Genomic DNA, 24,359 nt, shown 5'->3' on the forward strand with positions numbered 1-24,359 from the left:
GTGCTCCTTCGGTCATTCCTGATGGGGAAAGAGAGTGTTATCGATCAGATCGCATAAGCAATTAACGGTGAGCATATGCATCTCCTGAATACGGGCGCTGCGATGCGACGGAATGCGGATCTCCACATCCTGCGGACCCAGCAGTCCGGCGAGCTCTCCGCCATCATACCCGGTAAGCGCAACGATAGTCATATCGCGTGTTACCGCCGCTTCCACGGCCTTAACGATGTCACGGGTGTTGCCACGGGTTGAGATAGCCAGTAACACATCGCCTGCGTGTCCCAGAGCGCGCACCTGCTTGGCATAGATCTCATCGTGCAGGCGGTCATTACCAATAGCGGTCAGCATCACGTTGTCGGCGCTCAACGCCAGCGCCGGTAAGCTTGGGCGTTCGGTCTCGAAACGGTTGATCATGCTGGCGGCGAAGTGCTGTGCATTGGCGGATGAGGCACCGTTGCCACAGCTCAGGATTTTATTGCCATTCAGTAACGACTGCACCAGCGTCATAGCGGCGCGGGAGATGGCATCGGGCAACGCTTCGGCTGCGGCAATCTGAGTTTGAATACTTTCGGTAAAACACGCTTTAATTCTGTCCTGCACACGACCACCTGGTTCTAAACGTCTGCATTAAAGGCATTCGGCAGCCACTCGAGCGCCGTGCCGGTAATGGCGATGATGTCGAAACGGCAATTCACTGTTTCAAAACTGCCGCCGCGTTGCGCCAGCCAGAGAGCGGCAGCGCGCAGCAGCTTTTGTTGTTTATTCCGGGTTACGCTGGCGAGCGCGCCACCATAACGCGCATCGCGTCGGTAGCGAACTTCAACAAACACCCAACAGTGCCCGTCACGCATTATCAGGTCAAGTTCACCATTGCGAAAGTGAACATTACTGGCGACCCATATCAGGCCAGCCTGCTCCAGATAGCGCCGGGCATCTTCTTCATGCCTGGCGCCAGTCTGACGCCGATTTAGTTGGCCGGTGCGATTTCGCCCCGACGATACTGGTTCCATGTCAACTTCCTGTTGATCACACAATCCGTGTCGGCGCTGAGCTTGCCGGTATTGCCGTCCAGCGTAAAGCCAGGTGACTGACGCATCTGGTTAAAGTGATTCGCCAGCGTCCAGGCATCCATTCCCATGGCATAGAGACGCACCAGCGAATAGTCATTATTGAATGACTTTGATGTCTGCTGCATCAGGCCAGGATTGCTGCCGGAGAGCAGCGGAATATCGCTGAACTGCAGGCCATCCATTTCCAGACGGAAGTCCGGGCCGGCACCGGCTTGCGCGCTGCGCGAACTGGCGTAGAGCGAGATATTGCTGCGACTGCCGGTGCGCATGGTGATCATCGGTTTGATCAGCTGCAGTTCGTCCTGCGTTGAAACGATATAGACCGCATCGACGCCGCCGCCGCTGCTGGTGCTGACCACATCTGGCGTGTTCTGCTGCGGTGCCGGGATAGTCAGGCCCGCAATCGTAACACCCTGCGGCTCGGCAGGTGCAGCGTTCACTGGCGTACCGGATAAGCTGATGCCCGCGCCGCTGTTAATGCCCTGTTTCAGCTCTGAGGTCGAACCAAAGCGCTGCTGCATCACCGTGCTGCCACCCAGCGTCTGCCACTCCTGAGCAAAGGCATTGGTGACGCGATCGCCCAGTCCACTACGCGGAACCAGCAACAGCGGCTGGCGTTTGCCCTGATCCCAGATATGGTGCGCCGCATCGCGCGCTTCGTCTTCAGGAGAAAGCGCAAAGTAGCAGATATTCGGATGGTTCTGGATCTTTTCCGGCTCGTTGAGCGCCAGCACATTCAGTGGCGTCTGGCTGTTGGCGACCTTCTCAACGTTGCTCTTCAGCAGCGGACCGACCACGATGGTGGCGCCATCCTGCTGTGCCTGCTGCATCACCTGCTCAATCGGCTGGCTGCTGGTGTCATAGACCTTGATCTGTGCGTTGCTGGCCGGTTCTGCGGCAGCAGGCTGTGATTGAGGCTGTGGCGTCGCGTCGGCAGGCTGTTGCTGCTGCGGCGCGCTGATGGGATCGGTGGAAGAACCAGCAGCGGCAGCGGGTTGGGTGCTGGCGGTTGCATCAGCAGCGGCGGGCTGAGCTGCCGCAGGCTGAGTGACCGGCGCGGAGATGCCATTCTTCGCATCATTAAAGCCTTTCTGAATCGCGTTGGCGAACACCTGAGCCTGGCCATTCAGCGGCAGCAGCAGCGCAATAATGCTGGTTGAAGCTTTGGTGTAGTTCTGCATCTGGCTCAGCTGCGTCGGCAGCGTTTTGGCCGCCGGGTTCTGCGGATAGCGGGTCTGCCAGTCTTTGATGCCTGACTTGAGCATCTCGGCATCCTGCGTGTTGGCGCGCCAGACCGCGAGCAGATCCAGCCAGCCCTGCAGCACATTTTCATCGGCATTGATGACCAGGTTGCTGACTTCCTGCGGCGACATCTGGGTCAGTGTCTGCCAGGTGGCGTCGATATTGCCCTGATGATCGGTGCCTTTCAGCAGCGGCTCCTGGGCAATATAGTTGCGCAGCAGCGAGAGTGAAGGGCGACCCTGTGCGCTGGCGATCTGCAGGCTGTAGTAACGCGCCAGCTGATCCTGCGACAGTGCGCCGGTTTTCACTGCCGCTAACAGCGGTTCGGCGTCTTTGATCTTCTGCTGTGCAATCAGCAATTGCGCTTTCAGCAGCAGGGATTCCTGTTGCTGCGTCTCAGAGAGCTGCTGCGGCAACTGGCTCAGTTGCTGAGTCGCCTCAGGATACTTTCCTTCCTTCAACAGGGCGCGGATTGCAAGTAATTGCCAGTCGGTCTTGCTATCATCGCTGCTTTGCTGCGCTTGCTGCAGATAGTAAGCGGAGCTGGCTGTGACGGGCCCCTGAATATTGACGGTTGAGGTTTGCGGCCCCTGACCGCTACATGCGGCTAAAATCAGCCCAGCAAGAATGACAGGCAGAAAGCGTCCTGCTTTATGACGAACGACTTTTGAAGGAAGCATACTGTATCCAGTGATGTTTTTTTCAAGATGCTCAATATTAAATCGGCAATTCGGATGAAACAATGAAACAACTCGATCGGGCAGAGATTTCTGCCAGCACGCTCTACATCGTTCCAACCCCGATTGGTAATTTGGGTGATATCACCCAGCGGGCGCTGACGGTGCTTTCGAGCGTCGATCTGGTCGCTGCGGAAGATACACGTCATACCGGACTGTTGCTACAACATTTCGCCATCAATGCGCGACTCTTCTCACTTCATGACCACAACGAGCAGCACAAGGCTGAACTGCTGCTGACGAAGCTGCAGGAGGGTCAAAGCATAGCCTTAGTTTCTGATGCTGGCACGCCGCTGATCAACGATCCGGGCTACCATCTGGTGCGTCGCTGCCGTGAAGCGGGCATTCGTGTGGTGCCGCTGCCGGGCGCCTGTGCTGCCATTGCTGCATTAAGTGCCGCAGGACTGCCATCCGATCGTTTCTGTTACGAAGGGTTTCTGCCCGCGAAAACCAAAGGCCGTTGCGACGCCCTGCGGGCGCTGGTGCAGGAGCCGCGCACGCTGATTTTCTATGAGTCGACCCACCGTCTGATCGACAGCCTGCAGGATATGGTGAGTGAGCTGGGTGCCGAACGCTACGTGGTGCTGGCTCGTGAGCTGACTAAAACCTGGGAGTCGATCTACGGTGCACCGGTCGGCGAGCTGCTGGCGTGGGTAAAAGAAGATGAGAATCGTCGCAAAGGCGAGATGGTGCTGATTGTTGAAGGGTACAAGACCGATGATGAAGATGCCTTACCGGCCGATGCGCTGCGTACGCTGGCGCTGCTGCAAAAAGAGCTGCCGTTGAAACGCGCGGCTGCGCTGACCGCTGAGATCCATAGCGTGAAGAAAAATGCGCTTTATAAGTATGCGCTGGAGCAGCAAGAGGCGTGACAAATGCCAGCGAATGTCCTATTATCCCGCGCCGAAGCTGACCAGACAGTCGCCGCTTTGTCGTCGTCCTCACTTGTGGGGAGACGGGCAGAGGGGAGGAAAGTCCGGGCTCCATAGGGCAGGGTGCCAGGTAACGCCTGGGAGGCGCAAGCCTACGACCAGTGCAACAGAGAGCAAACCGCCGATGGCCCAGAAATGGGATCAGGTAAGGGTGAAAGGGTGCGGTAAGAGCGCACCGCGCGACTGGCAACAGTTCGTGGCACGGTAAACTCCACCCGGAGCAAGGCCAAATAGGGGTTCACAAGGTACGGCCCGTACTGAACCCGGGTAGGCTGCTTGAGCCAGTGAGCGATTGCTGGCCTAGATGAATGACTGTCCACGACAGAACCCGGCTTAACGGTCAGCTTCGACTTTTTATCAAAAACCCCGCTTCGGCGGGGTTTTTGCTTTGTGTTGCGCGGTGACAGGATGAATGACTGCCCACGACGCTTATTCCTGAAAGAGTGCGGTTAATGATTGGCTGGGAGATCGCGCCTGCGCAGGAAACAGGGTCAGATCGGAAAGTCGCAAAATCCGTCATCCCTGACATGCTCGGCCCGCGCCATCCCTGGCGCGGGACGCTTTCCTCTTCTGACCCTGTTCCCTTCGCGTTTAGATTGTCATTGCGGTCAGACTAACCCAGCTCCCTGAGCCTTGAGTGTATCGTATCAGCCAGATTCACTCTGATATGAGTTTGTCATCAGTCAAAAACCCCGCTTCGGCGGGGTTTTTGCTTTGTGGGGTATGTGCAGGCAGCGGTCAATGTCGAAGTTTGGTGCATCATGCTCAGCGTCCCTGGGCAGACGACTACAGAGAATGAAAAACTTTTTGCATTTACATCAACAGCAATTACAGCTTCATATACATCACAAAGTCGAAGCATTGCCTATATAGCAAAATATTCGATACTGAGTACAGGTACAGCTAATACCGGTGCATCATTTTTCGCAGGTTACCGTACACCTGGCATTCACTAAATAGAGCTTTTCCTGTGGTTTGTGCTTATTGTTATTGAGGTTAAATTTTGTAATATTCCTCACAGGGTAAATGGAAATTAAATAGAGGGAATTATGACTCGTGGATTTGTGAGGTACCCAATTTGAGCAATCGTGGAGAAATCCTGGATTCATCCCGATTTGGTTCAGAAAACGGGATTAGGCATGGGCTTCTTTATTCAGGAGTGCTTGGCTGGCTTGATATGGGTCACGCTCGCGGAGATGATGTTCGTAAAATTATGGCACAGTTCTCCACTGGTGAAGCTGGCAGCGATTCTTATTACCGGGTGCGTTATGAACAAACTATGGGGATCAGCCGGTTTGCTACTGGTCGCTTTAATGTCTGGGAGATAAAAAAAGGGAGAACTCTCACAGAAAGGCAGAGTATTGCATTGGTGATGATGATGAGTACTGCTGTCGCTTTTGAAAATTGGCAGTCAATGCCCTGGTTCAGTTGGTATACTGATAGCGGTTTCAGTGGCGAGGATCTTGTATCGGACTTATTTGGTTTCTATAAAGTTAATTATCCCCGCGTATATTGGGGAGAACTTAAGATTGCCAGCAAAGAATCAGCCCTACGCCGATGGGACCATTATGGACCGATTAGTCGTTATAAGAACACGGGTTTTTTACCCTTGTTATTTCCTGATCCTATAGAAAAATTCACCTGCCCACGCCCTTATAAAGGTCAGCTTCCGCGATTTATGAAACAGGTTATGCCATATAAATTTACTCCGAATGATGACATAGTGCGACGGTCTAATGATAAAGCCGGAATCATTAACGCATTTCAGTAAACAGAGAGTGAAAATGTTAAAAAGGATCGCTGCAATCGGCGCTGTCATTATCATTATTTTCCTGCTGATTGATTTTAGTATGCAGAAGGTGGCTGAACGGGATGAAGGTTACACTCAGTCAAATCTATGGGCATATTATCTATACACTGACAGGGATATCAGGAGGGCCCCACGTGCATCTGAATCATATCATTTTACGTTTACCGCGCAGGATGGTAGTCAACCGCAGGAAAGTAGTATTGTTTACAGCACGGGTGCTCCTTTAGTTGAGGTTAAAAATTATCTGGCGTCCTTAGGTTACAGGGCAGTGGAGCATAATGGATGGTCTGAAAAATGGGAAAAGGAAGGTAATGTTACGCCTTACTTCTATATATCTCATGACAGCAAATCACATTCGCTAACGCTAAGTAAGGTAGATTTTCGCTGACAATCTTCAGTGACCCAATCTCCAGCACTAATCAAGCGACTCTTCCCCCCAAAACCAGATACGCGACGTGTGGTTTAAGCAATCTGCCTGAACGGTCAGCGTCGACTTTTTATCAAAAACCCCGCTTCGGCGGGGTTTTTGCTTTGTGACGCGCGGTGGTTTGAAGGTCAGCGGTGAGATCGCGCCTGCAAAGGAAACAGGGTCAGATCGGAAAGTCGCAAAATCCGTCATCCCTGACATGCTCGGCCCGCGCCATCCCTGGCGCGGGACGCTTTCCTCTTCTGACCCTGTTCCCTTCGCGTTTAGATTGTCATTGCGGTCAGATTGTATCTGCTCCCAGCGCGATATGCAGGCAGCTTAACCGCGGCCGTGCGGTTCATCCCAGTCAAACGCCGGGCCCAGCGAAATGACGCCATTCGGGTTGATGGTCTTATGGCTGCAATAGTAGTGATGACGAATATGCGGCAGATTAACCGTCTCTGCGATACCAGGTATCTGATAGATATCACGCAGGAAACCACTCAGGTTTCTGTAGTCACTGATGCGATGGCGATCGCATTTAAAGTGGGTCACATAGACCGGATCAAATCGCACCAGTGTGGTCCACAACCGCAGATCCGCTTCGGTCAGTTGATCGCCGGTGAGATAGCGATGCTGGCCTAAAATCTGCTCCAGCCGCGACAGCGAATGGAACAGCGCAGTGACTGCCTCGTCGTAAGCGGACTGAGAAGTGGCAAAGCCTGCTTTGTAAACGCCGTTGTTCACGGTGTCGTAGATCCAGCTATTCAGTTCATCAATCTTTTCGTGCAGTGCAACAGGATAATAATCCCCGGCACGGGCACCGACAGCATCAAACGCACTGTTGAACATGCGGATGATATCGGCAGACTCATTGCTGACGATGGTGTTCTGCTGCTTGTCCCACAATACCGGCACGGTTACGCGGCCACTGTATTGCGGATCGGCGTGCAGATAGAGCTGATAGAGGAACTCATTCTGGTAGAGCTTATCGCCGGTCGCATCCTGAAAACTATCATCGAACGTCCAGCCATTCTCCAGCATCAGCGGATGCACTACGGAGACATCGATCATGCTATCAAGGCCCTTCAGCTGACGCATCAGCAGCGTGCGGTGCGCCCAGGGGCAGGCCAGCGAGACATAAAGATGATAGCGGTCGCGTTCGGCGACAAATCCCGCTTTACCCACCGGGCCAGCACTGCCATCCGCGGTAACCCAGTTGCGGAAAGCCGACTCTGAACGCTTGAAGCGTCCGCCGGTAGATTTGGTGTCGTACCAGGTGTCATGCCAGACACCGTCAATTAACTGTCCCATAATGGCTCCAATGCAAACAGGGCGGGGAAATGTCCCCGCCCTGCTAAGTATATGTGGCATTACGCTTTATGTGAGATTAGCGCGCAATCGCTGGCTGTGTTTTTCTTTTGCTGATCAGGCGATCAATGCTGTATGCACCAGGACCCACCAGACCTAACACCAGGAAACCACCGGCGATAGAGAGGTTCTTCATGAACATCAGCTGGTTCACGCCTTCGGCAAAGTTACTGTGGAACAGAAACGCGGTCAGGATGGTGAAGCCTGCAGTAAACAGGGCAGTGAAACGGGTCAGGAAACCAAACAGGATAGCCAGACCGCCGCCAAACTCCAGCAGGATAACCAGCGGCAGCATAAAGCCCGGGACGCCCATTGCTTCCATATATTGCTGAGTACCTGCATAACCGGTGATTTTGCCCCAGCCAGCCGTAATGAACAGGATTGGCATCAGGATGCGAGCCAGTAACAAACCAACGTCTTCGAATTTTTTCATCATTTACTCCAGCGCTATCAGGGATGCAGGGCAAGCTGCCCGCAAGGTTTATGCCCGCTGAAAGCAGTATTGCGTTCATTGGGTTGATAGCTGGAGATGATAGTCGCGGAGTGGAAAGGTTGTAAGCGAGATATACTGTCAGTGTTTTTCAGAAATTCTGATGAAGAAAAGCCGGCCTTTTCAGGACCGGCTTTTAGCAAAATTAACGCGGTGGCAGAGCGGACTTGATCATGCGCCAGGTACTCCAGGCGCCGAATCCCCGTTTTACCCAGCGTAACAGCATGTTGGGACTGCGAACGGAGTAGATAGCCAGCGCACTGCTGCCAATGGCCAGGTAGCGGCGTAAGCTGAGGAAGGTGAACCAGCCGCGATCGTAATGGGCGGTGCCTTCCAGCCAGTCACGCCGCGCAGCGCTTAAATCCAGCCGCTGCTGCTGCACATGCTTAAGCAGTTCATGGATGCGTTCTTCACGCTCGCGGCGGCTCATCAGCGCTGGTCCTCAAGTAAATCCCGGTCTGTTTCCAGCTCCTTGCGCGTGTGGCGCAACAGCGTGGACTGACGTGATTTGTGAAGCGTCCAGAGCCCCAGAATAACCGCCAGCAATAGCAGCGTGCCGGTCGTGATGCCAATGGCCATCAGACGGTACTGCGCATCCACTGCCCAGATAATCAGAACCATCAGGCTCATCAGACCAAATGCAGTGAACAGCATTGTCAGGCCAACCATCAACAGCAGCTGAATCAGGTTAGCTTTCTCGTGCTCCAGTTCCACCACTGCCAGACGAACGCGTGTCTCGACCATGCCAACCAGCGTGGTAACAATGCGCTGGCCGATGTTAATGACCCCTTTAGCCGGGCCGTGGTTATGCTGTGAGTAAGCCATAATTATCGACGCGAAATGAGCATGCCCAGTGCGACGCCAATCGCTGCACCGATACCCACACCATGCCATGGATTTTCACGCACGTAGCCTTCGGCTTTTTGCGCCGCTTCGCGGGTGGTCGCAGCAATGCGCTCGCTTGATTCGCCCAGACGTTCACGTGAGCTATCCAGCGCCACACGCGCTTTATTGCGAAGTTTATCCAGCTCGCCTTTGGATTTTTCAGTGCTGCTGCTCAGCACCTCTTCCAGGGTATCGGCCAGGTTTTTCAGTTCAGCACGCAAATGTTCCGATGATGTGTCTTTAGACATAGAATACTCCTTTAACATCAGTTGGTTAGTTCCGATTAATAGGGCTCCGCCTGTAACTTTTTCAGCTCCCGGCGCGCTTCATCCAGTTTTTGTTGTCGCTTAGCAATCTTCTCCTTGTCATGGCCCTCTTCACGCTCTTCCCTGAGTGCGTGCTCACGCTCAGCAACTTTCTGCTTCTGAGCGTTAATTCTTTCCAGATGGGCGGCCTCGAGCTTTTTGTCGCTGCAATCGGCCCGGACTTCGGTCAGCGCGCGCTCCAGACCGTTAACCCGGCGCTGGTTGTTATGCTTCTGCGCCATCCCGATTTCACGCTGAATATCCTGCTCTTTCTGCTCACACAGCGATTCCGCCGCCAGCAGCGAACCCGACAGCGAAAACAGCGCGACTCCCAGTAATACTTGATATTTCATTGGTCCTGGACCCTTCCATTGCGACCTGATCCGTCATCACCCGCGTAATCATATGGCTGCGGGTGCTAAGAATCGACTCTCGCTTAAGCATAGACACCCATAGTAAAAAGTTCAAAGAAGACCGGGAGATAGAGCGCCTTTCAGACCGGCGAGCGATGGCGCGACGGTCTGAAAAGGAGAGGGGAGTCGGGGGATTACGCCAGTGAGAGGTGCTGAGAGTGATCGTGCTGCGCCACAATAAAGCCCTGTGGCAGCAGACGGCGTAACACCTTCTGGGCCGCCAGGCTCTGCTCTTCGCTATCAAAATGGATGATCAGTGCATCACCCGCAGGCGTAATGCTTTTGATACGAATACCCTGCGCACTTAATTGCTGGTAGAGATAAAAACCATCGGGCAGGGTGGCGCCAGCATGGGAAACCCGAATCTGCACTACCGTCTCGTGCTTCATCAGACCGGGGACCACACAAAGCGCGACCAGCGCAAAGACGCCAGCGATCAACCACGGTAACCACCGTTTAGGAATAGCCTGCAGCAGTTTCATTACTCGGCTTTCCCGTTCTGATTCGCCTGACGCTTACGCCATATCACCACCAGCGATCCCACCAGACCAAACACCAGCAGCGCCAGCGGCAGCATCATCAGGAAGAACATCATCTCATCTTCATAACGACGGAAAATCGGGGTTTTACCCAGCGCGAAGCCGATAACGGTCAGAATCACCACCCACAGGAACGCACTTACCCAGTTAAAGAACTGAAAGCGGGCATTACTGAGGCCTGACAATCCGGCGATGGTAGGCAGCAGAGTACGCACAAACGCGATAAAGCGACCAATCAGCAGGGCAGATAAGCCGTGGCGATGGAACATGCTGTGCGCGCGCAGATGATACTGGGCAGGAAGATGGGAGAGCCATTTCTGTACCGTGGGCGTGTTACCCAGCCAGCGGCCCTGTAAGTAGCTCACCCAGCAGCCAAGACTGGCACCGGTCGTTAACACCAGAATCGTCAGGGGGAAGCTCATGGTGCCTTTGGCAATCAGTACGCCGACCAGAATCAGCAGACTGTCACCCGGCAGAAATGCAGCGGGAAGAAGGCCATTTTCCAAAAACAAAATCATAAACAGCACGCCGTAAATGGCCCATACCAGCGTGGGATCGGAGAGGGTTTCGTAGTCCTGCTGCCAGAGGGCATGCAGCAACGATTGCAAAATATCCATCAATTCATTCCTGAACATCATTGTTAAACATGTCCCACAGGGACTTAAACGCAGACCGGCATTTCGTTATAAATTTTAGGAGCGCAGCCTGGGCGGGATTTTCCGGATCCTTCCAGAATTGATTGTTAAATCAGCGACTTTATAACCCCCAGTCGCAAAGGGTAATAAAAGGGCGATAACTGTAACAAAAATCGCCTGTCTGAGACAGGAAAACTCTCTGGCGAACAGGAGTTTTACCTTGTGAAACGGCGTGTAAAAAGGAGCTTTACATGACCTGACACTATTGCAGATTAACTGACCGTCTCAGGGCATTTTCAGGCACTTTTAGCGGGCGTTATTGGACCCATCAGGCAGGATGACCGGATTCTCACCAAACATGTATCGATCCACGTTAAATTCAAAATCATCCGCCGTCGCGTTAAACAGCATCTGTTTAGTATTTTCCAGATGTTGCCACATCGCCAGTTTGCTGGCGGCGGGATCTTTGCGCATCAGGGCTTTAAGAATCTGATCGTGGTCGTCACACCAGCTGAGAATGCTGCGCTGGTCGATGTGTTCGTGAAGTTTGAGCCAGTAGGGATTGTGCAGGCGATGCAGCCACATTTTTTCAACGATGGCGGCTAAGGCACTGTTCTGGGTGGATTGCGCGATACGTACATGAAACTGCATATCCCACTCGGAGTCGCGGAAGTGATCCTCCTGTCGGGCTTTTTCCTGAATCGCCATCAGGTCGATAATGTCCTGGCGCGTTACCTGCGTTGCAGCGAACTCGGCCACATTACTCTCAATCAGCTGACGAGCCTGGAGCAGTTCGAAGGGGCCAAACGTGGCGAACTCCAGCTGACTGCTGGTGGAGGCGATGCGGTTCTGCTGCTGGCTGGCAATGACGTGGATGCCCGAGCCTTTGCGGACCTCAACATAGCCTTCAACTTCCAGCATGATGATCGCTTCGCGTACGACGGTGCGACTCACTTCCATCTCTTCGGCAATCAGGCGCTCAGCAGGCAGTTTGTCACCCACCGGATAGATCCCTGTTTCAATGCGGCTTTTCAGCTCGCTGGCCAGCTGTTGATAAAGTCGACGGGATTCAGTGAAGTCCATAGCACAATCCTGGTAGCAGACAGATAAGTTGTTATACCACTTCAGGAGGTGCGAGGAAATGGGCTGGCCTGCGCCAGCCCGGCAGATTAACTGCGAACGGCGCTGGCCTGCGGAATAACGGCTTCGGCATTCAGCTCTGAAATAGGTTTATTTTTCAGAACCGTCCAGATAACGACGGCACCCAGCAGATCAAACACCGCCAGCGCGGCAAACAGCGGGCTGAAGCCCAGCGTATCGGCCAGTGCGCCTACCACCAGCGCAAACATGGTGCTGGCGGTCCAGGCTGCCATGCCGGTCAGGCCGTTTGCCGTGGCAACTTCATTGCGGCCGAAAACGTCTGAGGAGAGTGTGATCAGCGCGCCAGAGAGGGCCTGATGCGCAAACCCGCCGATGCACAGCAGACCAATGGCGACGTAGGGACTGGTGAACAGGCCGATGGTGCCCGGCGCAATCATTAATACCGCACCCATCGTCACGACCATCTTGCGGGAGACGATCAGGTTAACGCCGAACCAGCGCTGAAACAGCGGCGGCAGATAGCCACCGAGGATGCAGCCGAAGTCCGCGAACAGCATCGGCATCCAGGCGAACATCGCAATCTCTTTCAGATTGAAGCCGTATACCTTAAACATAAACAGCGGAATCCAGGCGTTGAACGTTCCCCACGCCGGTTCTGCCAGAAAACGCGGCAGGGCAATACCCCAGAACTGGCGGTTACGGATAATCTCCAGTGCTGACATTTTGCGGGTGTTGCCGGTCTGATGCTGCGCTTCCTGGCCGGAGATAATGTAGTCGCGCTCTTCATCGCTCAGCTTCTTCTGCTGTTTCGGGTGCTTGTAAAACACCAGCCAGCTGAGTGCCCAGGCCATGCTCAGCACACCTGTCATGATAAATGCCATCTGCCAGCTGTGCGCCACGATCGCCCAGACCACCAGCGGCGGAGCCAGCATCGCACCGATAGACGAACCCACGTTAAAGTAGCCCACGGCGACCGAACGCTCTTTAGCCGGGAACCATTCGCTGCTCGCTTTCAGTCCGGCCGGGATCATCGCCGCTTCAGCCGCACCGACTGCGCCACGTGCCAGCGCCAGTCCGCCCCAGCTGCCCGCCATCGCCGTAGCGGCACAGAAAATCGCCCACATAATAGCAAACACCGCGTAGCCGACTTTGGTGCCGAGCAGATCCAGTACATAACCTGCCACCGGTTGCATCAGCGTGTAGCAGGCTGAATAGGCCGCAATTATGTAGGAGTACTGCTGCGTGGTGATATGCAGCTCTGACATTAATGTCGGGGCCGCCACGGCAATGGTGTTACGGGTCAGATACCCTAACACCGTACCGAGCGTCACCAGTCCAATCATGTACCAGCGTAACCCTTTGATCTTACGCATCCTCTACCTCTTCCAGTTCTGTATGCGGTCTTGCCGCTGTTGTTATCTGGAGCGGGACAGCACGTGATGCAGCTCTGCTCACGCCCGCAGGTTCTGTATGAGCAACCCTGTTATGACCTTGCCATTTGTGAGTCGCTAACGACCTCACGATGGGGCGAGAGCCTAACTTGTTATACAACTTTAAAAGTTGAGAGCCATCACAAAAACCCTTTCTGCACTGTGGGATACTGGAAACCTGCGTAATGACAGCCATTTAGCGCGATGCGGGCGACAAAAACGTCCATAACGGCAGCCAGCTACCGCCGTTTATGTGAGCAGGATCGCAAATAAATCCGTAACGGACTAAAATTGGTATGATAACTTTGGGCCATCAGTGGTTCAGTCGATGAGGAAGCATGTATGTCACGTTTCATGACCGAAGATTTTTTGCTGGATACCGAATTCGCCCGTCGTCTCTATCACGACTATGCAAAGGATCAGCCGATTTTCGACTATCACTGCCACTTGCCGCCGCAGCAGATTGCCGAAAATTATCGCTTCGCCAACCTTTATGACATCTGGCTGAAGGGCGATCACTATAAGTGGCGGGCCATGCGCGCCAACGGTGTGGCTGAGGCGTTCTGTACCGGTAACGCCAGCGATCGTGAAAAATTTGACGCCTGGGCGCGCACCGTGCCGCACACTATCGGCAACCCGCTCTATCACTGGACCCACCTGGAGTTACGCCGGCCTTTCGGTATTACCGATACACTGCTTTCTGAGAAAACGGCTGACAGCATCTGGCATCGCTGCAATGAACTGCTGGCACAGGATAGCTTTACCACGCGCGGCATCATGCAGCAGATGAAGGTGAAGATGGTGGGCACTACCGACGATCCGCTGGATGACCTGCGCCATCACCGCGCGCTGGCAGACGATGCCAGCTTCAGCGTCAAAGTGCTGCCGAGCTGGCGTCCGGACAAAGCGTTTAATATCGAAGCGGAAACCTTCCTGCCGTGGATCGAGACGCTGGAGCAGCTGACGGACATCAGCGTGCAGCGTTTTGACGATCTGCGCAGCGCACTGCATCAGCGGCTGGATCACTTCGCGGCGCACGGCTGTAAAGTCTCCGATCACGCGCTGGATGTGGTCTGCTACGCCGAGGCGGATGACGCTACGCTGGATGCGATTCTGGCGCGTCGTCGCAGCGGTGCCGCGCCCAACCCGCAGGAAACGGCACAGTTTAAAACGGCGGTGCTGGTCTGGCTGGGCAGCGAATATGCCCGCCGTGGCTGGGTGCAGCAGTATCACATTGGCGCACTGCGCAACACCAATCCGCGCCAGTACCAGCTGCTGGGGCCTGATGTCGGCTTCGATTCGATCAACGACCAGCCGCTGGCCGAACCGCTGGCACGCCTGCTGGGCGCGCAGAATCTCAATAATGCGCTGCCTAAAACCATTCTCTACTGCCTGAACCCGCGCGACAACGAAGTGCTGGCCACCATGGCGGGCAACTTCCAGGGCGAAGGTCAGGCGGGCAAGATGCAGTTTGGTTCAGCCTGGTGGTTTAACGATCAGCTGGATGGTATGCAGCGTCAGATGACGCAGCTGGCGCAGATTGGTCTGCTGAGCCGTTTCGTCGGCATGCTGACCGACAGCCGCAGCTTCCTCTCCTACACCCGCCACGAATATTTCCGCCGGCTACTGTGCCAGATGATAGGCCGCTGGGTGGAGCAGGGTGAAGCGCCAGCCGATGAAGCGCTGTTAGGTCAGATGGTACAGAACATCTGCTTCAACAATGCCCGCGATTACTTCGGCATCGAGCTGGGAGCCTGATAATGAAAAGGCTAAACCGTCACGACTTTCCGGGCGCAGTCTATCGCGACCGGGTGATCCAGTTCGGCGAAGGCAACTTCCTGCGCGCCTTTATTGACTGGCAGATCGACTGGCTCAATGAACATCAGGGCACCGATGCCGGGATCGTGGTGGTGCGGCCGCGCAACCGTGAAGTCAGCGACAGCCTGAATCAGCAGGATGGTCTCTATACCACGCTGATCCGCGGGCTGAACGATCAGGGCGAGCAGGTCAGCGAAACCCGGCTGATCCGCAGCCTCAACCGTGAAATCCAGCCCTGGCAGCAGTTCGGCGAGTTTATGGCGCTGGCCCGTAATCCGGATCTGCGCATGGTCTTCTCCAATACCACCGAAGCGGGCATCGCTTTTGTCGGCACGGATCAGCTTACCGATCAGCCCGCCAGCAGTTTCCCTGGCAAACTGACGCAGCTGCTGTGGGCGCGCTATTCCCACTTCAATGGCGCCAGCGACCGGGGCTGGCTGGTGGTGCCGTGCGAGCTGGTTGACCATAACGGCGACACGCTGCGCGATCTGGTGCTGCGCTACGCCGATCAGTGGCATCTGCCCTCCGAATTTAAAACCTGGGTTCATCAGCATTGCGCGTTCTATAACACCCTGGTCGACCGCATCGTCACCGGCTTCCCGGCGGAAAGCGAGCAGCTGCAACGCGAGCTGGGTTATGAAGATCGCTATCTGGTGGCGGGCGAAGTCTACTATCAGTTTGTGATTCAGGGGCCGTCGGCGCTGTTTAATGAACTGAAGCTGGCGGCGCTGTCGCCGCAGGTTCGGCATGTGGATGACATTGCGCCCTATAAAGCGCAGAAAGTGGCCATTCTCAATGGCGCGCACACTGCAATGGTACCGGTCGCGTTTCTGGCCGGTATTGAGAGTGTGGGAGAGGCGATGGCCGATCCGGCTATCGCCGGATTTGTGGATAACCTGCTGCGTCACGAAGTGATCCTGACGCTGGATCTGCCTGCCGATGAACTGCACGCGTTTGCCGATGCGGTACAGCGTCGTTTCCGCAATCCGTTTATTCGCCACGCGCTGCTGTCGATTGCCCTTAATGGCATGACCAAATTCCGCACCCGTCTGCTGACCCCACTCCTTGCCGCGCATCAGCAAACCGGCGAGTGGCCGACACACATCACCTTTGCGCTGGCCGCGCTGATCGCTTTTTATCGCGGCGAGTCAGCCGGCAAAAGCTGGCCATTGCAGGACGAGCCGCAGTGGTTACAGCGCTACGCCGACGCCTGGAAAGCACTTGATGCGGATCAGCTGTCACCGCAACAGCTGGTGAACGGCGTACTCAGCGACGCGCAACACTGGGGTGAAGATTTAACCCGTCAGCCCGGACTGGCTGCGGCTGTCACCCAACACCTGCAAAATATCATCGCCCACGGAATGCGTGAGGCGCTGAGCCAACTGAGATAACGCTATGCAAGACGCAATTAAAATTGATCCCCGCGACAATGTCGCCGTGGCGTTACGTGATTTAGACGCGGGCGCCATGATAGAGCTGCCGCCACTGAGTGTGGCGGTGCAACAGGCGGTCGGACGCGGGCATAAATTTGCCCTGCAGCCTATCGCGCAGGATGAGCTGGTGATCAAATATGGGCTGCCGATTGCCCATGCCACGCAGCCTGTGGCCGCCGGTGAGTTAATCCATTCGCAGAACGCCCGCACCAATCTCAGCGATCTGGATCAGTATGCGTATCAGCCCGAGTTTGTGACGCTGCCGCCGCAGCCGGGTGACCGTGAGGTGCAGATCTACCGTCGTGCTAACGGCGAGGTCGGCATCCGCAATGAGCTGTGGATCCTGCCGACCGTTGGCTGCGTCAACGGCATTGCGCGTCAGATCCTGCAGCGTTTCCTGAAAGAGACGCAGGAGGCAGAAGATATCGATGGTGCATTCCTGTTCAGCCATACCTTCGGTTGTTCGCAGCTGGGGCAGGATCACGAAAACACCCGCACCATGCTGCAAAATATGGTGCGCCATCCTAATGCTGGCGCGGTGCTGGTGATTGGTCTCGGCTGCGAAAACAATCAGGTTGATGCCTTCCGTGACACCCTCGGCGCGTTTGAAAGCGACCGGGTCGAGTTTATGGTGTGCCAGCAGCATGACGATGAGGTGGAAGCCGGGCTGGAGCGGCTGCACGCATTGTATGAAAAAATGCGTCACGACCAGCGCGAGCCGGGCAAACTCAGCGAGCTGAAGTTTGGTCTGGAGTGCGGCGGTTCAGATGGTTTGTCTGGCATCACCGCCAATCCGTTGCTGGGACGTTTCTCGGACCAGATGATCGCCAATGGCGGCACGACCGTACTGACCGAAGTACCGGAAATGTTTGGCGCAGAACGGATTCTGATGAGTCGCTGTCGCGACGAGGAGACCTTCAGCAAAACGGTGGCGATGATCAACGATTTCAAACAGTATTTTATCGATCACCAGCAGCCGATCTACGAAAACCCGTCACCAGGCAACAAAGCGGGCGGTATCACCACGCTGGAGGAGAAGTCGCTGGGCTGTACCCAGAAAGCGGGGCAGAGCCAGGTGGTCGATGTGCTGAAGTATGGCGAACGGTTAAAAACGCCGGGGCTGAATCTGCTGAGTGCGCCTGGCAATGATGCGGTCGCCACCAGTGCGCTAGCGGGAGCTGGTTGCCACATGGTGCTGTTCAGTACCGGACGCGGCACACCTTATGGCGGTTTTGTGCCGACGGTGAAGCTGGCCACCAATACGCCGCTGGCGGAGAAGAAACCGCACTGGATCGACTTTAATGCCGGACGGTTGATCGAGGGAATGAGTATGGATGCGATGCTGGAAGACTTTGTCGACAGCATTGTGGCGATTGCCAGCGGTCAGCCGACCAACAACGAGAAGAACGATTTCCGCGAGCTGGCGATTTTCAAAAGCGGTGTAACGCTATAGTTTGTCAGGCAAACAATGGCGATCCTGATGTTGTTATTACCGTCGGTTAATCCTGTGCCCTTCGTGGGTGGCAGAGTCCGATCGCAAAGTCGCTTAAAGCATCCCTGCTCGCTCGGCCCGCGCCTTCCCTGGCGCGGGACGCTTTGCTCTTCGGACTCTGCCACCCACTCTTTGAGCTTTTGAGCTATCTGAAAGGTTAAGCCCGACTGGTTTCGCGCTCCGCTTCAGCCTGACAGACGGCGGCGGTAAACAGAATATCGGTTGAAGAGTTCAGTGCGGTTTCCGCCGAATCCTGCAGGACGCCGATAATAAAGCCGACCGCCACCACCTGCATTGCCAGATCATTCGGAATGCCGAACATGTTACAGGCCACCGGGATCAGCAGCAGCGAACCGCCCGCCACGCCAGATGCACCACAGGCACAGAGTGACGCCACCAGACTCAGCAGAATCGCCGTCGGCACATCAATGCTGATCCCCAGCGTATGCACCGCCGCCAGCGTCAGCACGGTAATGGTAATCGATGCCCCCGCCATACTGATGGTTGCGCCCAGCGGAATCGACACCGAATAGGTATCCTCATCCAGATCCAGACGTTTCGCCAGCGCCATATTCACCGGAATGTTGGCGGCAGAACTGCGGGTAAAGAAGGCGGTCACGCCGCTTTCGCGCAGGCAGGTGAAGACCAGTGGATAGGGGTTGCGACGGATTTTATAGAACACCAGCAGCGGGTTCACCACCAGCGCCATCAGTACCATACAGCCCAGCAGCAGCGCCAGCAGATGCGCATATTGCCACAGCGCGCCAAAGCCGGTAGACGCGAGGACCGAGGCCACCAGACCGAAAATACCAATCGGCGCGCAGCGAATCACGCAGCGTACCAGCCACGTCACCGCATGAGAGGCATCATTGAGAAAGGCGCGGGTAGTGTCACTGCTGTGACGGAAAGCCAGCCCGAGACCAATTGCCCACACCAGAATGCCGATGTAGTTGGCGTTCATCAGGGCCGTGATTGGATTCGACACCATGCTCATCAGCAGTCCACGTAGCACTTCGGTAATGCCGGATGGTGGTGTGATTTCCGTGGTGCCCACCGCCAGCGTCAGCGTCTGCGGGATCAGATGGCTGAAGACCACCGCGACCACCGCCGCGAAAAAGGTGCTCAGCAGATAAAGCATAATAATCGGCCGGATATTGCTCTTCTGGCCCTGCTGGTGGTTGGCAATCGAGGCGATCACCAGCATCAGTACCAGCAACGGCGCGACCGCTTTCAGCGCACTGACAAACAGTTCACCCAGCAGACCGACCGCGATAGCGGCATCGTGTGAAATCCAGGCGAGCGCCACACCGGCGATCAGCCCAATCATGATTTGCTTCACCAGGCTTCCGGCGAGCAGCGTGCCCAGACGTGCGGAGAGAGTTTTCTGCATAATATTTTCTATATTTTGTCGCGGATGTAGTTTCAGACGCGATGTTTTGCATCGGCTAAAACGGTTTGCCCGGCGGAGTATAAGGAAAAGATCGGACGAGAAAAGAGAAAGTTCTGTCACTGTGGAGCAGGTCAGATTTTTATTATGCTGGATAGTGGAAGTGTGACAGAGGGATGAAATGGCGTGACAGGCTGCCACAAAATAAAACAGGGGCATCGGCTGCCCCTGCAGGTAATTATGGTGCGAGCTTTTTCTGGTCTCTTTTGCGGTTAACCCAGGCATTAATCAGCAGGGTTGATGCCAGAATGGCACCGACCACACCCAGCGAGATACCGACCGGGATATGGTAGATGTCGACAATCAGCATCTTAAAGCCGATGAACACCAGCACAATCGCCAGGCCATACTTCAGCATCGAGAACCGTTCCGCCACGTTTGCCAGCAGGAAGTACATGGCACGCAAACCCAGGATAGCGAACAGGTTTGAGGTCAGTACGATAAACGGGTCAGTGGTCACGGCGAAGATCGCCGGGATACTGTCGACCGCAAAGATCACGTCGCTGATTTCTACCATGATCAGCACCAGCAGCAGTGGCGTCGCAAACAGCACGCCGTTTTTGCGGGTGAAGAACTTCTCGCCGTCGAGATCGTCAGTCATGCGCAGATGCTTACGCAGCCAGCGCACCACAGGTTTTTCGCCCACCGCGCTGTCATCCTCTTTCGCCAGCGCCATTTTCACACCGGTGAACAGCAGGAAGGCACCGAACACATAGAGGATCCAGCTGAACTGCGTGACCAGCCAGCTACCGGCGAAGATCATGATGGTACGCAGCACGATAGCGCCTAATACCCCATAGATCAGCACCCGGCGCTGCAGATTGGCCGGAATAGAGAAGTAACTGAACAGCATCAGCCAGACGAAGACGTTATCCACCGCCAGCGCTTTTTCCAGCACGTAACCGGTCAGGAAGGCGAGCGTCTGCGTGTTAGCGACTTCACGTCCCGCGCTGCCCTCCAGATACCACCAGAAGGCGGCGCTGAACAGCAGTGAGACTGAAACCCAGATCAGCGACCAGACGGCCGCCTGTTTGAAAGACATGGTCTGCGCGCCACGGCGTCCCTGCAACAGCAGGTCGATAGCCAGCATGATAAGCACCACAACCGCAAAGCTGCCCCACAGTAAAGGCGTACCCACAGTTTGCATATTCGTATCCTGTCCGAAAAATAAAAAAAAACGGCTGAAGTCAGAAGACGTCAGCCGCTTATTTTTGTGTAAGCAAACCTCGCCTTCCGGCAAGGTCTCACTTACAACACAGAAATTGATTCCGGGTTGCCTGATGACCGGATGCTTTCGCATCGTAATGACGATCAATCAGCTTACAAGTTACTCCCCTTTGCAGGAGGGTAAGTTACGGTTTAGCCGCACAGGAAGCAACACCTCTCAGACATATTTAGAAATATTTACATAGCAGCCTGGTCGGCCGGGAAGATCACGCCGGTCTGGCGGCGTATCTCAGTCAGCAGCGATGCAGTAATCCGCGAAACCTCAAGCGAAGGGTGGTCCACCTGGCGCTGCTCAACCAGCCGGGCAAAAGCGGCGGCTTCATACAGCATGGTGTTGATATGCTGCGGCTGGCTCAGCGTCTGCTTTTCCGCGCCCCGCGGCACAAAAGTCAGCTGCTGGCACTCCGATAACTTCTCTATCACCAGCGCGCCCGCTTCACCCTGAATCTCGCTGGGGAGGCTGGAATCACTCACCTTCGAATGCAGAATCGTCACATCGAAATCACCGTAACTCAGCACCACCACGCCGTGCGCGTCCACGCCGCTCGCAAGCAAAGTCGCCCTGGCCTGCACGCGATCTGGCTCGCCCCACAGCGTCACCGCCGAGGCCAGACAGTAATAACCGATATCCATAATTGAGCCATTCGACCAGCGCGGATCAAAGGTATTGGGGTTCTCACCGTTGAGATAGCGTGGGTAACGTGAGGAGTACTGGCAGTAATTCAGCAGCGCTTTTCGCAGTTTCCCCACGTCAGGCAGTGCCTGCTGCAGCCGCAGAAAATTCGGCAGGCTGGCAGTTTTAAACGCCTCAAACAGCACCACCTGATGCTCACGGGCGCAGGCGATCATTTGCTCCACTTCTGCCAGGTTAGAGGCCAGCGGTTTTTCGCAAATCACATGCTTGCCGTGCGACATAAACAGCAGCGCCTGCTGACAGTGCAGTGCGTTGGGGCTGGCCAGATAGACCGCATCGATCTCCGGACTGGCGGCCAGCGCTTCCAGTGAGGTAAAGGTCTGTTTGCAGGGATAATCGGCGATAAAGGCCTCAGCCTGCTGCTGACTGCGTGAATAGACCGCACAGAGCTTCATCGCTCCGGTTTCATGAGCGGCATCAATAAACTGGCGTGTAATCCAGTTTGTTCCCACAATGGCAAAACGAATCACGTCATCTCTCCGGCAGCTGTAAAGCGGCAGAGTAACATCTCACCCACGCTGTGCAATGGTGCCGGGCGGGCAGGGATTGATCCTGCGATCCGCATTCCAATAATATGCGGAAGCGATGATGTTTATGTACCAACCAGGGAGCGCAGGTGAAAGCAAGTAAGCACGCATTAAACTGGACCACACTTCTGATCGCCATTCCGGTCGGGTGTGCGGCGTCGCTGGTGACGCTGGCTTTCCGCGGCGTGATTGAACTGATCAACCATCTGCTGTTTGCCCGCAGTGGCGAAATAACCGAATCCCTGCATCTCTGGCCGTGGATCTTCTGGCCGCTGCTGGTGGGGGCGGGCGGCGTTCTGGCGGGCTATTTTCTGCGTTATGCCGTTGCCATTGAGCAGCAGCAGACGGTGAAAACGGATTACCTTGAAGTGATCAACGCCCGGCTCGATGCGGTGCCGACCCGGACCTCACTGTTCCGTGCCTTATCGTCGATTGCCAGTATCGGCAGCGGCGCGTCGATAGGTAAAGAGGGGCCGATGGTGCAGCTCTCGGCACTATGCGGCAGTGCGATTGGTCGACTGTTACCGGCCTCACTTAACCTGAAAAACAGTGACGTGGTGGCGATGGCGGCGGCGGCGGGCCTCGCGTCGGTTTACCATGCGCCGCTGGCGTCGGCGATTTTTGTGGCGGAAATCGCCTTCGGCATTTCTGCGTTGCAGCGGCTGATCCCCCTGATCATCGCTGCCGCCACGGCGGTGATGACCATGTGGACGCTGGGTTTTCGCAGCGCGCTCTATCCGCTGGCAGACGCGAACTTCGCCATGGATCTCAGCAGCCTGCTGATGACGGTGGTGATTGGTCTGTGCGCCGGTCTGGCGGGCTGGATCGTGATTAAATGCATCGCCCGCAGCAAAGTGCTGTTCAGCCGGGTCGCCTCCCTGCCGCTGCGCCTCGGAGCGGGCGGCTTTGCGGTCGGCTTACTGGCGCTGATCTCCACTGATATCCTCGGCAACGGCTACGAGGTGATCGTCAAAGTGATGGCAGGGCACTACCTGCTGCCGGGTCTGCTGCTGTTGCTGGTGCTGAAAACCCTCGCTACCAGCCTGTCGGTAGGGTCGAACGCCGTCGGCGGACTCTTTACCCCTTCGCTGCTGATTGGCGCGCTGCTGGGGGTGATCATCGCGACGATGGGGGCGGCGTTGCATCTGCCGCTCGGCAATGTGCTGCTCTATGCCGCGATTGGTATGGCGGCGGTGCTGGCAGCAGTCAGTCAGGCGCCGTTGATGGCGATGCTGATGGTGCTGGAGATGACGCTCAACAGCAGCCTGCTGTTTCCGCTGATGATCGCCACGGTGCTGGCGTCGATGGTGGTCTATCGCCTGCAATCCGCCAGTACTTATCCGGTCGTGAGTCATCACTTCAGCCGTTCAGAAGCGAAATATGATTTCGATAACATGCGCATTGCCGAGCTGATTATTGCGGGTGCGGCGTTGCAGCCGGAGGAGTCGGTGGGGCAGGCGCTGGCGGTCAGCTCCCTGAAGCGTGAACGCTATGTTTATGTGATCAACGCCGCGGGCGCTTTCCTCGGTGTGGTCTCGATTCATGAGATTTCGCGCCGGGTGCTGGCACAGGAGATCACCCTCGACTCACCGGTGCAGTGCGTGATGGATCAGGATTTCCCGGTGGTGTATCAGAATCAGAGTATGCGTGAGGGATGGGAAGCCTTTGCGGCGGTGACGCTGGAGCGGTTGCCGGTGCTCAACAATCCGCAGGAACGGCGCTTTCTGGGGGCGCTGACCAAAACCAGTCTGATTCAGAAAGCGCAGGAGTTTCTTTAAGCCGCGTTGCCGCGCATCGCCTGGTCCGTCATCCACAGTCGCGCATCAAATTCGAGCTGGTGATAATCCGGCTCCATATGGCAGCAGAGCTGGTAGAACGCCTTATCGTGATCTTTCTCTTTAAGGTGTGCCAGCTCATGCACCACGATCATCCGCAGAAACGGCTCTGGCGCGAGGCGGAAAAAGGTCGAGATACGGATTTCCGCTTTCGCCTTAAGCTTACCGCCCTGAATCCGCGAGATGGCAGTGTGCAGCCCGAGTGCATGCTTCATCACCTTAATCTTGTTATCCCACATCACTTTGCTGATCGGCGGCGCATTGCGCATATAGCGATTTTTCAGCGCCTGCGTGTAGTCATACAGCGCTTTATCACTCATCACGTCGTGGGTGTCGGGATAACGTTCCTGCAGGAACGCACCTAAGCGCTGATGGGCGATCAGCGACTGAACCTGCTCAAGAAGGGGGGCAGGATAACCCTGAAGGTAGATCAGTGAGGACATTAGGGATTCCAGGCGAAAGACAGTATACTGCGCCCCCGATTTTGGGGCGAAAATCAACCAAAGTGTACCACGCCGGA

General features: G+C 55.6%; 24 protein-coding genes and 1 other RNA gene. 8 read left to right on the forward strand and 17 right to left on the reverse strand.

Annotated elements, in window-relative coordinates; all coding sequences use genetic code 11:
* Positions 1-12: 12 nt before the first annotated feature.
* From diaA to ACXKZD_RS02850, 3 genes are read right to left on the reverse strand one after another with little or no spacing between them, the layout of a single operon-like run.
* A complete protein-coding gene (gene diaA / locus ACXKZD_RS02840; RefSeq protein ID WP_010256507.1) occupies positions 13-600 on the reverse strand; it encodes a DnaA initiator-associating protein DiaA in 588 nt (195 codons plus the stop codon).
* A gap of 14 nt (positions 601-614) precedes the next feature.
* A complete protein-coding gene (locus tag ACXKZD_RS02845; protein WP_010256511.1) occupies positions 615-1,010 on the reverse strand; it encodes a YraN family protein in 396 nt (131 codons plus the stop codon).
* Positions 968-2,992 carry a penicillin-binding protein activator gene (locus ACXKZD_RS02850; RefSeq protein WP_010256513.1) on the reverse strand — a complete coding sequence of 675 codons (2,025 nt, stop codon included), beginning with the start codon at positions 2,990-2,992 and terminating at the stop codon, positions 968-970. Before ACXKZD_RS02850 ends, ACXKZD_RS02845 begins: the two co-directional genes overlap by 43 nt.
* Positions 2,993-3,054: 62 nt before the next feature.
* On the opposite strand from ACXKZD_RS02850, the gene rsmI reads away from it, so the two are divergent.
* The 4 genes from rsmI (at position 3,055) to ACXKZD_RS02870 (ending at position 6,179) form a co-directional block, all read left to right on the forward strand.
* Positions 3,055-3,921 (forward strand): 16S rRNA (cytidine(1402)-2'-O)-methyltransferase, encoded by an 867-nt coding sequence (rsmI, locus tag ACXKZD_RS02855; protein ID WP_010256516.1) that lies wholly within the window; start codon positions 3,055-3,057, stop codon positions 3,919-3,921.
* Positions 3,922-3,954: 33 nt separating this feature from the next.
* Positions 3,955-4,333: RNase P RNA component class A (rnpB, locus tag ACXKZD_RS02860), an RNA gene on the forward strand.
* Positions 4,334-5,059: 726 nt separating this feature from the next.
* A complete protein-coding gene (locus tag ACXKZD_RS02865; RefSeq protein WP_427052977.1) occupies positions 5,060-5,752 on the forward strand; it encodes a hypothetical protein in 693 nt (230 codons plus the stop codon).
* Between the two features lie 13 nt (positions 5,753-5,765).
* Positions 5,766-6,179, forward strand: a complete 414-nt coding sequence (locus ACXKZD_RS02870; RefSeq protein WP_488981846.1) for a hypothetical protein — start codon at positions 5,766-5,768, stop codon at positions 6,177-6,179.
* A gap of 357 nt (positions 6,180-6,536) precedes the next feature.
* Here the strand turns inward: ACXKZD_RS02870 and ACXKZD_RS02875 are convergent, their stop codons facing one another.
* The 10 genes from ACXKZD_RS02875 to ACXKZD_RS02920 form a co-directional block, all read right to left on the reverse strand.
* Entirely contained in the window at positions 6,537-7,511 is a 975-nt protein-coding gene (locus ACXKZD_RS02875) for a glutathione S-transferase family protein (RefSeq protein WP_022623921.1), read from the reverse strand.
* Between the two features lie 76 nt (positions 7,512-7,587).
* Positions 7,588-8,001: a DoxX family protein gene (locus ACXKZD_RS02880; RefSeq protein WP_010256522.1), complete on the reverse strand. Its 414-nt coding sequence runs from the start codon at positions 7,999-8,001 to the stop codon at positions 7,588-7,590.
* Between the two features lie 202 nt (positions 8,002-8,203).
* On the reverse strand, positions 8,204-8,488 hold the full coding sequence (locus ACXKZD_RS02885; protein ID WP_010256526.1) for a YqjK-like family protein: 285 nt from the start codon (positions 8,486-8,488) through the stop codon (positions 8,204-8,206).
* Positions 8,488-8,883, reverse strand: coding sequence for a phage holin family protein (locus ACXKZD_RS02890; protein ID WP_488981847.1), 396 nt, complete (start codon positions 8,881-8,883; stop codon positions 8,488-8,490). Before ACXKZD_RS02890 ends, ACXKZD_RS02885 begins: the two co-directional genes overlap by 1 nt.
* A 2-nt stretch (positions 8,884-8,885) precedes the next feature.
* A complete protein-coding gene (locus ACXKZD_RS02895; protein WP_010256532.1) occupies positions 8,886-9,191 on the reverse strand; it encodes an ElaB/YgaM/YqjD family protein in 306 nt (101 codons plus the stop codon).
* Positions 9,192-9,226: 35 nt separating this feature from the next.
* On the reverse strand, positions 9,227-9,601 hold the full coding sequence (locus ACXKZD_RS02900) for a DUF1090 domain-containing protein (RefSeq protein ID WP_010256536.1): 375 nt from the start codon (positions 9,599-9,601) through the stop codon (positions 9,227-9,229).
* 194 nt (positions 9,602-9,795) lie between these two features.
* On the reverse strand, positions 9,796-10,143 hold the full coding sequence (mzrA, locus tag ACXKZD_RS02905; protein WP_010256540.1) for an EnvZ/OmpR regulon moderator MzrA: 348 nt from the start codon (positions 10,141-10,143) through the stop codon (positions 9,796-9,798).
* On the reverse strand, positions 10,143-10,817 hold the full coding sequence (locus ACXKZD_RS02910) for a DedA family protein (RefSeq protein ID WP_010699781.1): 675 nt from the start codon (positions 10,815-10,817) through the stop codon (positions 10,143-10,145). The genes mzrA and ACXKZD_RS02910 overlap by 1 nt, the downstream gene beginning before the upstream one ends.
* Positions 10,818-11,141: 324 nt before the next feature.
* On the reverse strand, positions 11,142-11,918 hold the full coding sequence (exuR, locus tag ACXKZD_RS02915; RefSeq protein WP_022623920.1) for a transcriptional regulator ExuR: 777 nt from the start codon (positions 11,916-11,918) through the stop codon (positions 11,142-11,144).
* Positions 11,919-12,004: 86 nt separating this feature from the next.
* On the reverse strand, positions 12,005-13,309 hold the full coding sequence (locus tag ACXKZD_RS02920) for an MFS transporter (protein ID WP_010699779.1): 1,305 nt from the start codon (positions 13,307-13,309) through the stop codon (positions 12,005-12,007).
* A 399-nt stretch (positions 13,310-13,708) separates the two neighbouring features.
* Between ACXKZD_RS02920 and uxaC the strand changes: the two genes are divergently transcribed.
* The 3 genes from uxaC to ACXKZD_RS02935 are packed head-to-tail and all read left to right on the forward strand — an operon-like array spanning position 13,709 to position 18,070.
* Complete coding sequence (uxaC, locus tag ACXKZD_RS02925) at positions 13,709-15,124, forward strand: glucuronate isomerase (RefSeq protein WP_010256553.1); 1,416 nt, start codon at positions 13,709-13,711, stop codon at positions 15,122-15,124.
* 2 nt (positions 15,125-15,126) lie between these two features.
* Positions 15,127-16,575 carry a tagaturonate reductase gene (locus tag ACXKZD_RS02930; RefSeq protein ID WP_488981848.1) on the forward strand — a complete coding sequence of 483 codons (1,449 nt, stop codon included), beginning with the start codon at positions 15,127-15,129 and terminating at the stop codon, positions 16,573-16,575.
* Between the two features lie 4 nt (positions 16,576-16,579).
* Entirely contained in the window at positions 16,580-18,070 is a 1,491-nt protein-coding gene (locus ACXKZD_RS02935; protein WP_010256556.1) for a UxaA family hydrolase, read from the forward strand.
* 196 nt (positions 18,071-18,266) lie between these two features.
* Here ACXKZD_RS02935 and sstT read toward each other — a convergent pair whose 3' ends face one another.
* The 3 genes from sstT to ACXKZD_RS02950 all read right to left on the reverse strand — a co-directional run bounded on the left by sstT (position 18,267) and on the right by ACXKZD_RS02950 (position 21,947).
* Positions 18,267-19,499 (reverse strand): serine/threonine transporter SstT, encoded by a 1,233-nt coding sequence (gene sstT, locus ACXKZD_RS02940; protein WP_443485308.1) that lies wholly within the window; start codon positions 19,497-19,499, stop codon positions 18,267-18,269.
* Between the two features lie 235 nt (positions 19,500-19,734).
* The gene (locus ACXKZD_RS02945; protein WP_010256559.1) at positions 19,735-20,703 is read right to left on the reverse strand and encodes a TerC family protein; all 969 of its coding nucleotides are present in this window, start codon (positions 20,701-20,703) and stop codon (positions 19,735-19,737) included.
* A gap of 257 nt (positions 20,704-20,960) precedes the next feature.
* The gene (locus tag ACXKZD_RS02950) at positions 20,961-21,947 is read right to left on the reverse strand and encodes a Gfo/Idh/MocA family protein (protein ID WP_089414889.1); all 987 of its coding nucleotides are present in this window, start codon (positions 21,945-21,947) and stop codon (positions 20,961-20,963) included.
* Positions 21,948-22,093: 146 nt separating this feature from the next.
* Here ACXKZD_RS02950 and ACXKZD_RS02955 point away from each other — a divergent pair, with 146 nt between their 5' ends.
* Complete coding sequence (locus ACXKZD_RS02955) at positions 22,094-23,782, forward strand: chloride channel protein (RefSeq protein ID WP_122889570.1); 1,689 nt, start codon at positions 22,094-22,096, stop codon at positions 23,780-23,782.
* Here the strand turns inward: ACXKZD_RS02955 and ACXKZD_RS02960 are convergent.
* Entirely contained in the window at positions 23,779-24,282 is a 504-nt protein-coding gene (locus ACXKZD_RS02960; RefSeq protein ID WP_010256568.1) for a M48 metallopeptidase family protein, read from the reverse strand. The two genes, ACXKZD_RS02955 and ACXKZD_RS02960, sit on opposite strands and share 4 nt — an antisense overlap.
* Positions 24,283-24,359: the final 77 nt, after the last annotated feature.

The organism is Pantoea sp. ABR1s (assembly GCF_057812235.1).